We start from the raw sequence: 12,953 nt of genomic DNA on the forward strand, positions 1-12,953 counted from the left end.
CTGTGAGGGCTATTGTTGCTCTCTAAGCAATTGGGCGGCGCGGGCGGCAAAGTAAGTCAGAATGCCATCGGCCCCGGCACGTTTAAAGGCCGTCAGGGATTCAAGAATCACCCCTTCACTCAACCATCCATTTTGTATTGCAGCCATGTGCATGGCGTATTCGCCGCTGACCTGATAGACAAAGGTCGGCACCTTGAATTCGTCTTTGACCCGCCAAAGGATGTCCAGGTAGGGCATCCCCGGCTTGACCATTACCATGTCGGCGCCTTCGGCCAGATCGGCCGCGACTTCGTGCAAGGCTTCATGGCTGTTGGCCGGGTCCATCTGGTAGGAGGCTTTGTTGGCCTTGCCCAGGTTGAGGGCCGAGCCCACCGCGTCACGGAACGGGCCGTAATAGGCGCTGGCGTACTTGGCTGAATAGGCCATGATTCGCACATTGACGTGGCCGGCCAGTTCCAGCGCTTCGCGAATCGCCTGGACGCGGCCGTCCATCATGTCCGACGGTGCAACCACCTGGGCGCCCGCGGCAGCGTGGGACAGGGCCTGTTTGACCAGCGCATCGACGGTAATGTCGTTCTGCACATAACCGTCTTCGTCGAGAATGCCATCCTGGCCGTGGGTGGTGAACGGGTCCAACGCCACGTCGGTGATCACCCCCAGTTGCGGGAAACGCTCGCGCAAGGCACGGGTGGCGCGCTGCGCAATGCCCTGCGGGTTCCAGGCTTCGGCAGCGTCCAGGGACTTGAGTTCCGAAGGCGTGACCGGGAACAGCGCCAACGCCGGAATCCCCAGCTCGACCCAGTTCGCCGCTTCTTCAAGCAGCAAATCGATGGTCAAACGTTCCACCCCCGGCATCGACGCCACGGCTTCGCGCCGATTCTCACCATCGAGCACGAAAACCGGCAGGATCAGATCATTCGTCGTCAGTACGTTTTCACGTACCAGACGGCGCGAAAAATCATCACGACGATTGCGACGCAGCCGGGTAGCAGGGAACAGACGATTGGCAGGGGTAAAGCTCACGACAGACTCCTGAGCCCGGTTTTACGGGCGAGCGTTGCAGTTATAAGCGGCCATTATGACGAAGGTATTACAGTTGTGCTTAACGATGCGACCTGTAGTCGCATTCGTCGTTTATGTAGGAATTGTTCACTTCGTGACACATCTCGATACTTTCATGAATGTTCACGAAGGCGTAGGCTGCGCGTTCATTTCGCCAGCACCCAGACCATGCTTCAACAATTTCTGCATGACTTCGGCTACTTTGCCCTCTTCCTGGGCACCTTCTTTGAAGGCGAAACCATCTTGGTTCTCGCAGGCTTCCTGGCATTCCGTGGCTACATGGATATCAACCTGGTGGTGGTCGTTGCCTTCTTTGGCAGCTACGCCGGCGACCAGCTCTGGTACTACATGGGCCGCAAGCATGGCCGCAAGCTGTTGGCGCGCAAGCCGCGCTGGCAATTGATGGGCGACAAGGCCCTGGAACATATCCGCAAACATCCGGATATCTGGGTGCTGAGCTTCCGCTTTGTGTACGGGTTGCGCACCGTCATGCCGGTGGCGATTGGCCTTTCCGGCTACCCACCGCTGCGCTATCTAGTGCTCAACGGCATCGGCGCCGCGATCTGGGCCGCCGCGCTGGGCGCTGCGGCCTACCATTTTGGCGCGGTCCTTGAAGGCATGCTCGGCAGCGTCAAGAAATACGAGCTGTGGGTACTGGGAGCCTTGCTGTTACTGGGCTTCGGCCTGTGGCTGCGCCGCCGTTTCAAAAACGCGCGTATCGCCCGCCAGGCCTGTGCCGACGCCAAGGCCCAGCTCGCCGAACCGGCCCCGGTGCAAACGCCTAAGACGCCAGCCGAGTAACCCGGCCCCGGCAGCAGTAAAGACCGATCACGCTGAGCAGGCTGTAACTCGACAAACCCAGCCAGCCCAAGTGGCTGGCCGGCCACAGCCCTACCAGCGGTGCCAGCCATACCAGCGGTACATTCAGCGCCAGGCGTGCCCACTCGGCCTTCAACGCCCACGGCCGGTTCTCCAGGGCCACGCCCAGGGTAAAGAGCCCCAGTGCCATCACACTCCAGCCCAGGACCAGCGCTGAGCTGTGCAGCCCCTCGCCAAAATTCATCAAGTAGCTGCCAAACCCCACATACACCGCAAACTGCAGGGCGATATACACCTGTTGGCGCGCCTCCAGCGGCACGTCGAATTTGCGGAACTGGCTCAGGTCCGGCTTGGCCAACGGGTATTTGGCCTTTACATCGGCCGGGCGCCAGCCGGTGGGCATAAACCAGATGCGCAGCTTGTCCCGCCAGCGTTCGGTGCGCCGCGCATCACTCCACAGCTGCGCGTAAAACTGCAGGTTGGCCCACAGCGGGTTCCAACTGGCCAAGGGCGTGGTCACGCCGAAAATCACCGGTTCGTTGTCGTCTTCTTCCTGGAACGTACCGAACAGCCGGTCCCAAAGAATGAACACCCCGCCGTAGTTGCGATCCATGTAGAGAGCGTTCTGTGCATGGTGGGCCCGATGATTGGACGGTGTGACAAAGAACCACTCGAACCAGCCGAGCTTGGGCACGTGGCGGGTATGTACCCAGAATTGGTACAGCAGGTTGAGCGAAGCCACGCTGATAAATACCACCAACGGCACGCCCAATACGGCCAGGGGCAGGTAGAAAATCCAGCTCAGCAGGAAACCGGTACTGGTCTGGCGCAGGGCGGTGCTGAGGTTGTAGTCCTCGCTCTGGTGATGCACCGAATGCGCGGCCCACAAAATATTGCGCTCGTGGCCCATGCGGTGCAGCCAGTAGTAGCAGAAGTCATAGAACACAAAGGCAAACACCCAGGTCCATGCACGTTGGGCAGGCAGTTCAACCACAGCCAGGTATTTAAGGGCACATGCGTAAGTCAGCAGCCCTACCCCCTTGGTCAACAACCCGGTGGTGGTGGACAGCACGCCGGTACTGAGACTGTTGATGGCGTCCGCTACCCGGTAGTTGCGCTGGCCCCGCCAGCGGTCGAGGAGCAGTTCCACCACGATCAAGGCGATGAAAAACGGTACCGCGTAAGGCACGAAGTCCATGGTCTGGTCCGGTCTATTTTTGTTACATCAAGATTAGGTGCAGCCGCGCGAGATCCCATTGGCAACAGGTTACAAATTAGTAGACATTTAACGCCAAGACCTCAGGAGAAATGCCCATGAGCAAAAAGATTGCAGTGATCCTTTCCGGCTGCGGCGTGTACGACGGTGCCGAGATCCATGAAAGCGTAATCACCCTGCTGCGCCTGGACCAGCGCGGCGCTCAGGTGGAATGTTTTGCGCCGGATATTGCGCAACTGCACGTCATCAACCACCTCACCGGCGAAGAAATGCCCGAGTCGCGCAATGTACTGGTGGAGTCGGCACGCATCGCCCGCGGCGCCGTGAAGAACATCGGCGAGGCCGACGTCACCCAGTTCGACGCACTGATCGTGCCCGGCGGGTTTGGCGCGGCGAAGAACCTGTCGAATTTCGCCGGGGAAGGCGCCGGTTGCAGCGTTAATCCGCAGGTATTGGCGCTGGCCGAAGCCTTTGCCGAAGCCGGCAAACCCGTGGGGCTGATCTGCATCGCGCCGGCCCTGGCCGCAAAAATCTACGGCCCGGGCGTGACCTGCACTATCGGCAACTGTCCCGACACCGCCGCCGCCTTGGACAAGATGGGCGCCACGCACCAGGAATGCACGGTTGAAGACATCGTCGAAGACACGGCGCGCAAGCTGGTGAGCACGCCGGCTTATATGCTCGGCAAGAACATCAGTGAGGTGGCGTCGGGCATCAACAAGCTGGTGGATCGGGTGCTGGAGCTGACCCACGAGAACGACTGATCAACTGACAGAGCACTAAATGGTAATGAGCGGGCTCAGGCCGGGCGCATCAATTGAGTGAGGATGCGGTCCAGCGAGTTGGCGAACGCCTGTTTGTCTTTCTCCCCATGGGGCGGTGGGCCACCGCCCATCCGGCCCTGCTCGCGCAGGTCGGTGAACAGGTTACGCACCGCCAGGCGCTCGCTCATGTTCGCGGGGCTGAACTCCTTGCCCCGAGGGTCCAGGGCCGTGACGCCCTTCTTCACCAGCCGGTCGGCCAACGGCACATCGCTGCAGATCACCAGCTCACCCGGCACGGCGTGTTCTACCAAGTAATCATCGGCTGCATCCGGGCCACTGGGCACCACGATCAGCTTCACGCAGGCAAAACTCGGCTTGATCTGGCTCTGCCCGGCCACCAGCACCACCTCGAACTGGCGCTTGAGGGCGAATTTCACCACCTGGTCCTTGGCTGCCCGAGGGCAGGCGTCAGCATCGATCCATACGCGCACCTACGCCACCACCCGGCGTTTCTCCGCCAGGCGGCTGCGGCCATACAACACCACAATCGCGAGGATCGCCACGGCCTGCGCACTCAGCGAATAGGCATCGGCGTGAATGCCCAGCCAATCGAAGTCAAAGAACGCCACCGGCCGTGTGCCGAAGATGCCGGCTTCTTGCAGCGCCTTGACGCCATGCCCGGCAAACACTACCGACAGCGCGCACAGCAGTGCAGCGTTGATACCGAAGAACAACGCCAGCGGCAGCTTCGCCGAACCACGCAGGATGATCCATGCCAGGCCCACCAACAGCACCAGCGCGGTGGCGCCACCCGCCAGCACCGCGTTGTGCCCGGCCGGGCCGGATTGCAGCCACAGGGTCTCGTAGAACAGGATCACCTCGAACAGCTCGCGATACACCGAGAAGAACGCCAGCAGCGCAAAGCCAAAACGCCCACCGCCGCCGACCAGGCTGCTTTTGATGTAGTCCTGCCACGCGGCGGCGTGACGCCGGTCGTGCATCCATACGCCGAGCCACAGCACCATGACGCTGGCGAACAGCGCGGTGCAGCCTTCGAGCAGTTCGCGCTGGGCGCCGCTCACGTCAATCACATAGGCCGCCAACGCCCAGGTGGCCAAACCGGCCAGCAGCGCCAACCCCCAACCCGCGTTGACGCTGCGCACCGCCGACTGCTGGCCGGTGTTACGCAGGAACGCCAGGATCGCCGCCAGCACCAGAATCGCTTCCAGACCTTCGCGCAGCAGGATCAGCAGGCCCGAGATATAACTCAACGACCAGCTCAGGCCATCGCTGCCCAGCAAACCGGCGGACTCGGTAAGTTTGCCCTTGGCCACGTCCAGGCGTTGCTGCACCTGCTCGATCGGCAAGCCGTCCTGCAACGACTGCCGGTAGGCCATCAGGGCCTTCTCGGTGTCCTTGCGCACGTTGGCGTCGACGTTGTCCAACGAGCTTTCCACCAGCTCGAAGCCTTCCAGGTAGGCCGCTACGGACAGGTCGTAGGCTTGCTCGTGATCGCCGTTACGGAACGCGGCGAGGCTCTTGTCCAACGTCGTCGCGGTGTAGTCGAGCAACTGCGCAGGGCCACGCTTGACCTGCGGCGGTTGCGCACGCTGGGCACGGAAGGTTGCAGCGGCATCGGGCCCCTGCGCGGCCAGCACTTCGTTGGGGGTTTGGCGCGCCAAGTCGGCGAGATTGAAGGGCTGCTCGCTTTTCGCCGCAGCGGGGTCGGCCGTGAAGCCGGCAATGTAGGTGGCCAGGTCCCAGCGCTGGCGGTCGTCCAACTGGTCGGCGAAGGACGGCATGTCGGTGCCTTCGACACCCAGGCCCAACGTGTTGTAGATCGCGTAGAGGCTCAGGCGGTCCAGGCGTGCGGCATCGTGCAGGTTCGCGGGAGGCGGCGTGAGGCCTACGCCCGCCGGGCCATCACCGGCACCGGTAGTGCCGTGGCATACCGAACACTGTTGGGCGTAGAGCGGCGCACCCCGCGTGGGGTCGGGCGTGATGGCCGGGGCCTGGCTGACCTCATACGCCACCGCCAGCTTGGCGCCCAACTGACGGGCCTGGCGGGCAACGGTCGCACCGTCCTGGTGGGCGGTGACCGCCGCCAGCAATTCATCAACGCCCTTTATCAACTCGGCACGCTCGGGTTTTTGCGGCAAGTCCGCCACCAGGCCCTGTAATACCCCGAGAAACTCCACCTGCTCGCGGTATTCCGAATCATCCACCACCTTGCCCGCCTCCACCGTTGGCGGGTAGTCAGCACCAATGTAGTCCAGCAAATGCAGTGCCTGGGGGGCGCCCTCGGCAGTTGCGGCCAACAGGTTGACGCTGCACGACATCAACGCCGGCAACAACAGCCAGACGAGAAAACGGAAGGGGGCAGTCATGAATGAATCTCAAAGGGAAACAAGAAGTAACATATTGTTCAGCTTTAAGGGCTTTGACTCAAGGCGTATGTGATTTGGCGCGTGCGCGCGCTGAGATTTTAGGCGCAGTAGTGGCATTTTTACCGCGAACAACACAGCAAAAAGCCATTGTTTTGCCAGTAATGGCGCTTATAATGCCGCGCCCTGTTAGTGCGAAAGGGAATTTTCGTTCCTCGTCTTTATGAGGAATCACCATATCGGTTGATCACTTTCAGGGAAGAAGCTGCATGGCATTTCGCGCCTTAACTCCGCTCGCGCTCGCGGCGGTGACGTTGCTCAGCGGCTGCTCGATGTTTCGCAGCTACGACACCGAGCTGCAAGCCACTAACCAGCAATTGGCCACCGGCAATGTCGACGGCGCCCTGACCCTGCTGGAAAAAAACAACACCAGCCAAGACAAGGACTTGCTCTATTTCTTCGAAAAGGGCGAGTTGTTGCGGGCCAAGGGCGACCTGACCGGCAGCCAGACCGCCTGGCGCAGCGCCGACCTGCAAGTCTATAAGTGGGAAGAGTCGGTCAAGTTCGACAGCGCAAAGTACCTGTCCCAGTTCGGCAGTTTCCTGGCCAACGACAAGGTGCGTCGCTACGAAGGCTATGACTACGAAAAAGTCATGCTGACCACGCAGATGGCACTCAACCTGCTGGCCCTGAATGACTTCGACGGCGCGCGTACCGAGATCAAGAAGACCCACGAACGCGAAGCCGTGATCGCCGACCTGCGCGACAAGGAATACCTCAAGCGCGAGGACGAAGCCCAGCGTGAAGGCGTGACCACCCAGATGAAAGACCTGAGCGGTTACCCGGTGCAAGCCCTGAACGCGCCGGAAGTGGTCGGCCTCAAAAACAGCTACCAGAGTGCGTTCAGCCATTACCTGGCAGGTTTCATCTACGAGGCCCTCGGCGAAAAAGACTTGGCCGCCCCCGGCTACCGCAAGGCCGCCGAGCTGCGCCCCAATACGCCGTTGCTGGAAAAGGCCTTGCTGGATCTGGACAAATCCAAGGTCGGCGCCAATGAAACCGAGGTGCTGATTGTGGTGCAGAGCGGCCTGGCCCCGGCCCGCGACTCGATCCGCCTGCCGCTGCCGATCCCGATCAACGGCAACCTGGTGATTACCCCGCTGTCGTTCCCGGTGATCAAGGCCGATACATCCACCGCCACCTTTGCCCAGATCGGCGTCGATGGACAGCAACAGAACCTCACTGCGCTCAACAGCACCACCGCCATGTCGCGTCGCGCACTGCGTGATGACATGCCGGGGATCATCCTGCGGACCACCGTGCGCGCGGTGACCCGCGGCGTGGCACAAAACAACTTGAACAAGACCAACCCCATGGCCGGCCTGGTATTGGGCATCGCCTCGGCCGTGACCGAAGGCGCCGACACCCGCACCTGGCGCACCCTGCCGGACTTGACCCAAGTGACTCGCCTGCGCCTCAAGCACGGCGAGCATCAAGTCAGCCTGCCCAATGCCTTGGGTGGCACGCTGGTGACGGTCAAGGCCGACCAGCGCTACCAAGTGATCACCCTGCGCGTGGTCGGCAATCAAGTATTCGCCGGCGGCCTCGCGGCCCATGTCATACCGAGCACACCGCCCCAGGCCATTGCCACCCTCAAACAACCGTAAGGAGCACGCTATGCGTCACTTCATCCTCGGCGCCCTGGCGCTGGTCCTGCTCGCCGGCTGCGCCACCCCGCCGCCGCCGGAGCCCGGCAGCGCCGCGAGCAAAATCGTGGTGATGGGCAAGTTCAAGGGCATCGCGGTCGGCGCCATTCGCGTTGCGCGCGAAAACGGCTTCCTCACCGCCAAGGTGCAATTGAGCAACATCACCAGCAGCAACCAGACGATGTATTACCGCTTCGCCTGGCTGGGCGCCGACGGTTTCCCGGTGGGCGACGAAGACACCTGGAAAGTGCTGAACCTGTACGCCAACCAGGCGACGTTCCTGCCGGCCATCGCCAACTTGCCCCAGGCGGCGGATTTCCGTCTTGAAGTCAAAACCCCTTGAGCCGTCCCCTTCTTAAGCGCCAGAGAGATTTCCCCATGTTTGCACGCTTTTCGATTCTCGCCGTGGTTGCCGTACTGGTCAGCGGCTGCGCCAATACTTCGCCGGTACTGGGCAGTAAGAACATTAACTACGGCGACACCAAGGCCGTGGAAACGGTGACCAATGAGTTCGGTTCCACCGATCTGCAGATGATCGCCGAAAGCATGACCCGCTCCCTGGCCCAATCCGGCATCCTGCACGGCCGCCCGGTAGTCCAGGTGTACGACGTGAAGAACAAGACCAGCGAGTACATCGACACCCGTGAGATCACCACGTCGATCAAAACCCAGCTGATGAAGACCGGCACCGCACGCTTTGCCAGTGACAACACCGACATGCAGAGCCAGGTTGACCAGCTCAAGCTGCAGAACCAGAGCGGCCTGTACAAGAAGACCACTGTGAGCAAGACCGGCAACATGGTCGCGGCCAAGTACCGCCTGGAAGGCTCCATCAGCTCCATCGTCAAGCGCAGCTCGGACTACAAGGACGTCTTTTACAAATTCAGCCTGCAGTTGATCGACGTCGAGAGCGGCCTGGCCGAGTGGATGGACGAAAAAGAAATCCGCAAGACTACGGAGCGCTAAGCAATGCGTGCATGGATCGGCATGATCGGCCTGTTGTGCGCCTTTGGCGCCTCGGCCGCGCCGAAGATCGCGGTGACCGACCTGGCCTACGAGGCGCGGGTCGAGGAATACATCCACCAGGTCTCGGCCAGCAACAACTTCCAGGCAAGCAGCTACCACGCCAGCGGCGCCTCGAACTACAGCGAGTATGAAAGCCGTACCAGCTACATCGAACAGACCGAGCTGCGTAAGTTCAGCGGTGACATCAAGGGCGAGATCCTCAAGTCCCGCCAGTTCCAACTGGTGCAAGGCACGCCCTACACCGCCGATGCCAAGGGTGACGTCTATGACGTGATCAAGCGCATCAAGGCCGGTCACTTCAAAGGCGCGGACTACGTGCTGTTCGGCACGCTGTCGGACATCGACTTCACCCAGGACATCAACGCCCTGGACCACACCAACAGCTACTCGGCGGTGCTGGGCCTGACCCTGGTGGCGGACTTCAGTTTGATCAACACACGCACCTTCGAAATCACCTCGGCGTTTACCGCCATGGGTGAAGGCCAGGACACCAAGCTGGTGAACAGCCGCGACGTGCGCGTGAGCCTCAACCGGCCGCGGGTGGTCAAAGAAGTGTCGAAAGCGTTGGGTGAGGATGTGGCGCGCCAATTGGCGGAACAACTGGGCGGCGGCTACCAAGACCCCGGCCAGCCAGTGCTGCGCAACAACCTGCCACGGGATGAAGCGCCGAAGATATTGCGCTGAGCGGTAGTCCTCCAGGCAACACAAAACCAATATGGGAGGGCGCTTGCCCCCTCCCACATTTTGATTCGGTTTCGTCAGTCAGGCCGTTGCGCGATGCAAGCTGGCAAGGAAGCCCGCAGCCCCCACGAACAACCCGGCAAACGTACGGTTCATGCGTTTTGGCTGTTTGGGCGTGCGCAACAGGCGCAACACCTTCGATGCCAGCCCGGTGTACCCGGCCATCACGATCATATCGACGCTAATCATGGTCGCGCCCAACATCAGGTACTGGATCAGCAACGGCGCCTGCGGGTTCACGAACTGCGGCAGTACCGCGAGCATGAACACCACGGCCTTGGGGTTACTGGCGTTGACCAGAAAGCCGCGGAACATCATCGCCATCGGCTTGCCCACGGGGCGCGGGGTCGCGTCATCGCTCATGTCCATGGGCAGCGCACGCCATTGCTTGACGGCCAGGTACACCAGATAGGCCACGCCAAACCATTTGATCGCATAGAACGCCGTGGACGACGTCGCCAAAATGGCTCCCAACCCACAGGCCACCACGGCAATCTGCATCGCCAGGCCCAGTTGCAGGCCAATGGCGTTCCAGTAGCCGCGCAGGAAACCATATTGCAGACCGCTGGACATCGAAGCGATAGCGCCGGCGCCAGGAGAAAGGGAAATGATCCAGCTGGCCAGGAAAAAGGCCAGCCACGTATCGAGCGCCATTGCACACCTCGGAGGGGAGTTTGCTGTTGTGGCCTTAAGCTAACTCCGCCGACCGAGGGCTGGCTATAGATTTTTACAAGATGTGAATACTAGCGATCGCCCGGAAACACGTGGGTGCCAGGCCAACGCCGCACGGAGCGCTGGAAAAACAGGCTGTTAGGCACCTGCACAATGGCGCTGTCGGTGCCCGCCGCTTCCACCTCGATCAGCGTGGTGTAGAGCAGATTGATCGCCACGACCCGGCCTTTTACGCCGGGTTTGTCGACGGTATCCACCAGCTCGACGATGTCACCGAGGCGAAACGGCCCGACGGTAAAGATCAGGATGGCGCACAACAGGTTGGACAGCACCGACCACATGGCAAAGAACGCCACGGCGGCGACCGCGACAAACCCCGACAGCGCCGTCCACAGCACCGTGGCGGACACGCCCAGGCGGCCCAGCACGAAGATCAGCGCACTGCCCATGATCAGCCAGCGCAAGCCACCCCGCAGCGGCATCAGCAATTGCGGCGGGAACGGGTAACGCTCGCCCAGGCGCGTCAGGCCTTTGGCAACGAAGCGCTGCGCGAGGTAACCGGCCAACAGGATCAGCAGGATTTGCACGCCGATCCATACCGGTTCTATCCATTGCGCCGGTAGCGGCAGCTGTAACGCTTCCATCAGGACAGCGCCTCCAGCTCCGCTTGCAGGGTTTCGAGCAATTCGAGGGCCTCCATCCAAGTTTCCTCCAATTGGCCTTCGCGCACCTTGAGCCTGGCCTGTTCGGCCAGCAGGTCACGCAACTCGTCCTTGCGTGCCGCCTCGTATACGGCGCTGTCGCCCAGGCTGGCTTCGATCTTGGCCAGGCGCTCATGCACCTTGCCCAACTCGGCTTCCAGCTTGTCGGCTTCGCGCTTGTGCGGCGCCAGTTGCTGACGCAACGCGGCGGCGGCCTGACGCTGGGCTTTCTTGTCGGTCTTGTCCGGGTTGACCGGGGTGTTGCTCGCCGGCGCATTGCGCAGACGGTAATCCGTCAGCCAGCGTGCATAGTCGTCCAGGTCGCCATCGAATTCCTCGACTTTGCCGTCGGCCACCAACAGGAAGTTATCGGTGGTGCTCTTGAGCAAGTGGCGATCGTGAGACACCACCAGTACCGCACCGCTGAACTCCTGCAAGGCCATGGTCAGCGCCAGGCGCATTTCCAGGTCCAGGTGGTTGGTCGGTTCGTCGAGCAACAGCAGGTTCGGCCGGTCCCAGGCGATGAGAGCCAGGGCCAGGCGGGCTTTTTCGCCGCCGGAGAAGTTCAGCACCGGCTCATCGATACGCGCGCCACGGAAATCGAAACCACCGAGGAAGTCCCGCAGGGTTTGCTCGCGCTCGGTCGGCGCCAGGCGTTGCAGGTGCAGCAATGGGCTGGCCTTGGAGTCCAGGGAGTCCAACTGGTGCTGGGCAAAGTAGCCCACCACCGTGTTCTCGCCACGGGTCAAGCGGCCGGCCAACGGTTCGAGTTCGCCCGACAGGTTCTTGATCAGCGTCGACTTGCCCGCGCCGTTCGGGCCCAGCAGGCCGATACGCGCACCTGGCGTGAGCTGTAGTTTGACCTTCTCCAGGATGGTCTTGTCGCCGTAGCCCAGGCGAGCATCGGACAGGTCCAACAGCGGGCTGGAGATTTTCACCGACTCGCGGAACACAAAATCGAACGGCGAATCGACGTGGGCCGCCGACAGTTCCTCCATGCGTTCCAACGCTTTGATCCGGCTCTGGGCCTGGCGGGCCTTGGTGGCCTGGGCCTTGAACCGGGCAATGTAGCTTTCCATGTGCGCGCGCTGCGCCTGCTGTTTCTCGTAGGCTTGTTGCTGCTGGGCCAGGCGCTCGGCACGCGCGCGTTCGAACGCGGAGTAGCCGCCACGGTAGAGCGTGATTTTCTTCTGTTCGACGTGGGCGATGTTGTCGACCACGGCGTCGAGGAAATCCCGGTCGTGGGAAATCAGCAACAAAGTGCCCTGGTAGTTCTTGAGGAAATCTTCCAGCCACAGGATCGCATCGAGGTCCAAGTGGTTGGTCGGTTCATCGAGCAGCAACAGGTCCGAAGGGCACATCAGTGCCTGCGCCAGGTTCAGGCGCATGCGCCAGCCACCGGAGAAGTCCGCGACCGGGCGATCCATTTGTTCGTTGGTAAAGCCAAGGCCGGCAAGCATCTTGCGGGCGCGAGCATCGGCGGTATAGCCGTCGGCGCTGTCCAGCTCCGAGTGCAACCGGGCCTGGGCGGCGCCGTCCTGGGCTTTCTCGGCCTCGGCGAGGTCGTGTTGCACCTGGCGCAGACGCAGGTCGCCATCGAGCACGTAGTCGATCGCGATGCGGTCCAGGGTGTCGATCTCCTGGCGCATATGGGCGATGCGCCAGTCGGCCGGCAGCAGGCAGTCGCCGGAGTCCGGGGTCAGTTCACCCAGCAACAGGGCAAACAACGTGGATTTACCGGCGCCATTGGCACCGATCAGGCCGGCTTTGTGACCGGCGTGCAGGGTCAGCTCGGCGTCTTCGAGAAGACGTTGCGGGCCACGCTGTAATGTTAGGCTTTGAAGTCGGATCATAATGGCGGC

Annotated in this window: 14 protein-coding genes; 7 read left to right on the forward strand and 7 right to left on the reverse strand. The window is 61.6% G+C overall.

Annotated features, from left to right (window positions below; all coding sequences use genetic code 11):
- Positions 1-9: 9 nt before the first annotated feature.
- On the reverse strand, positions 10-1,023 hold the full coding sequence (gene hemB / locus KSS96_RS27640) for a porphobilinogen synthase (protein ID WP_017530850.1): 1,014 nt from the start codon (positions 1,021-1,023) through the stop codon (positions 10-12).
- Between the two features lie 207 nt (positions 1,024-1,230).
- Here hemB and KSS96_RS27645 point away from each other — a divergent pair, with 207 nt between their 5' ends.
- Positions 1,231-1,863: a DedA family protein gene (locus tag KSS96_RS27645; RefSeq protein ID WP_017530849.1), complete on the forward strand. Its 633-nt coding sequence runs from the start codon at positions 1,231-1,233 to the stop codon at positions 1,861-1,863.
- Here the strand turns inward: KSS96_RS27645 and KSS96_RS27650 are convergent.
- Positions 1,844-3,079, reverse strand: coding sequence for a sterol desaturase family protein (locus KSS96_RS27650; RefSeq protein WP_017530848.1), 1,236 nt, complete (start codon positions 3,077-3,079; stop codon positions 1,844-1,846). The genes KSS96_RS27645 and KSS96_RS27650 overlap by 20 nt on opposite strands.
- A 116-nt stretch (positions 3,080-3,195) precedes the next feature.
- Here KSS96_RS27650 and elbB point away from each other — a divergent pair, with 116 nt between their 5' ends.
- Positions 3,196-3,861, forward strand: a complete 666-nt coding sequence (elbB, locus tag KSS96_RS27655; protein WP_017530847.1) for an isoprenoid biosynthesis glyoxalase ElbB — start codon at positions 3,196-3,198, stop codon at positions 3,859-3,861.
- Between the two features lie 35 nt (positions 3,862-3,896).
- Here the strand turns inward: elbB and KSS96_RS27660 are convergent, their stop codons facing one another.
- Both KSS96_RS27660 and KSS96_RS27665 read right to left on the reverse strand, forming a co-directional pair.
- Complete coding sequence (locus tag KSS96_RS27660) at positions 3,897-4,352, reverse strand: YaiI/YqxD family protein (protein WP_017530846.1); 456 nt, start codon at positions 4,350-4,352, stop codon at positions 3,897-3,899.
- Positions 4,353-6,248 carry an FTR1 family protein gene (locus KSS96_RS27665; RefSeq protein ID WP_068935505.1) on the reverse strand — a complete coding sequence of 632 codons (1,896 nt, stop codon included), beginning with the start codon at positions 6,246-6,248 and terminating at the stop codon, positions 4,353-4,355.
- Between the two features lie 2 nt (positions 6,249-6,250).
- On the opposite strand from KSS96_RS27665, the gene KSS96_RS27670 reads away from it, so the two are divergent.
- The 5 genes from KSS96_RS27670 to KSS96_RS27690 are packed head-to-tail and all read left to right on the forward strand — an operon-like array spanning position 6,251 to position 9,661.
- The gene (locus KSS96_RS27670; RefSeq protein ID WP_137220028.1) at positions 6,251-6,472 is read left to right on the forward strand and encodes a hypothetical protein; all 222 of its coding nucleotides are present in this window, start codon (positions 6,251-6,253) and stop codon (positions 6,470-6,472) included.
- Between the two features lie 42 nt (positions 6,473-6,514).
- A complete protein-coding gene (locus KSS96_RS27675; protein WP_065879276.1) occupies positions 6,515-7,912 on the forward strand; it encodes a COG3014 family protein in 1,398 nt (465 codons plus the stop codon).
- Positions 7,913-7,922: 10 nt separating this feature from the next.
- The gene (locus KSS96_RS27680; protein ID WP_017530843.1) at positions 7,923-8,294 is read left to right on the forward strand and encodes a YcfL family putative periplasmic lipoprotein; all 372 of its coding nucleotides are present in this window, start codon (positions 7,923-7,925) and stop codon (positions 8,292-8,294) included.
- Positions 8,295-8,329: 35 nt separating this feature from the next.
- Positions 8,330-8,917: a penicillin-binding protein activator LpoB gene (gene lpoB / locus KSS96_RS27685; RefSeq protein ID WP_017530842.1), complete on the forward strand. Its 588-nt coding sequence runs from the start codon at positions 8,330-8,332 to the stop codon at positions 8,915-8,917.
- Between the two features lie 3 nt (positions 8,918-8,920).
- Positions 8,921-9,661: a hypothetical protein gene (locus KSS96_RS27690; protein WP_017530841.1), complete on the forward strand. Its 741-nt coding sequence runs from the start codon at positions 8,921-8,923 to the stop codon at positions 9,659-9,661.
- A gap of 78 nt (positions 9,662-9,739) precedes the next feature.
- Here KSS96_RS27690 and KSS96_RS27695 read toward each other — a convergent pair whose 3' ends face one another.
- From KSS96_RS27695 to KSS96_RS27705, 3 genes are all read right to left on the reverse strand, one after another.
- A complete protein-coding gene (locus KSS96_RS27695; RefSeq protein WP_217855546.1) occupies positions 9,740-10,372 on the reverse strand; it encodes a LysE family transporter in 633 nt (210 codons plus the stop codon).
- Positions 10,373-10,461: 89 nt separating this feature from the next.
- Complete coding sequence (locus KSS96_RS27700; protein ID WP_003176850.1) at positions 10,462-11,034, reverse strand: mechanosensitive ion channel family protein; 573 nt, start codon at positions 11,032-11,034, stop codon at positions 10,462-10,464.
- Positions 11,034-12,944: an ATP-binding cassette domain-containing protein gene (locus tag KSS96_RS27705; protein ID WP_017530839.1), complete on the reverse strand. Its 1,911-nt coding sequence runs from the start codon at positions 12,942-12,944 to the stop codon at positions 11,034-11,036. The genes KSS96_RS27700 and KSS96_RS27705 overlap by 1 nt, the downstream gene beginning before the upstream one ends.
- Positions 12,945-12,953 lie beyond the last annotated feature (9 nt).

This window comes from Pseudomonas asgharzadehiana, from assembly GCF_019139815.1.
Taxonomy (GTDB): Bacteria; Pseudomonadota; Gammaproteobacteria; order Pseudomonadales; family Pseudomonadaceae; genus Aquipseudomonas; species Aquipseudomonas asgharzadehiana.

Excerpts from the sequence above, each read along its gene's own strand:
- KSS96_RS27645 (WP_017530849.1), top strand. The coding sequence starts at position 1,231 with ATGCTTCAACAATTTCTGCATGACTTCGGCTACTTTGCCCTCTTCCTG.
- KSS96_RS27650 (WP_017530848.1), bottom strand. The coding sequence starts at position 3,079 with ATGGACTTCGTGCCTTACGCGGTACCGTTTTTCATCGCCTTGATCGTG.
- elbB (WP_017530847.1), top strand. The coding sequence starts at position 3,196 with ATGAGCAAAAAGATTGCAGTGATCCTTTCCGGCTGCGGCGTGTACGAC.
- KSS96_RS27665 (WP_068935505.1), bottom strand. The coding sequence starts at position 6,248 with ATGACTGCCCCCTTCCGTTTTCTCGTCTGGCTGTTGTTGCCGGCGTTG.
- KSS96_RS27670 (WP_137220028.1), top strand. The coding sequence starts at position 6,251 with ATGAATCTCAAAGGGAAACAAGAAGTAACATATTGTTCAGCTTTAAGG.
- KSS96_RS27675 (WP_065879276.1), top strand. The coding sequence starts at position 6,515 with ATGGCATTTCGCGCCTTAACTCCGCTCGCGCTCGCGGCGGTGACGTTG.
- KSS96_RS27680 (WP_017530843.1), top strand. The coding sequence starts at position 7,923 with ATGCGTCACTTCATCCTCGGCGCCCTGGCGCTGGTCCTGCTCGCCGGC.
- lpoB (WP_017530842.1), top strand. The coding sequence starts at position 8,330 with ATGTTTGCACGCTTTTCGATTCTCGCCGTGGTTGCCGTACTGGTCAGC.
- KSS96_RS27690 (WP_017530841.1), top strand. The coding sequence starts at position 8,921 with ATGCGTGCATGGATCGGCATGATCGGCCTGTTGTGCGCCTTTGGCGCC.
- KSS96_RS27695 (WP_217855546.1), bottom strand. The coding sequence starts at position 10,372 with ATGGCGCTCGATACGTGGCTGGCCTTTTTCCTGGCCAGCTGGATCATT.
- KSS96_RS27700 (WP_003176850.1), bottom strand. The coding sequence starts at position 11,034 with ATGGAAGCGTTACAGCTGCCGCTACCGGCGCAATGGATAGAACCGGTA.
- KSS96_RS27705 (WP_017530839.1), bottom strand. The coding sequence starts at position 12,944 with ATGATCCGACTTCAAAGCCTAACATTACAGCGTGGCCCGCAACGTCTT.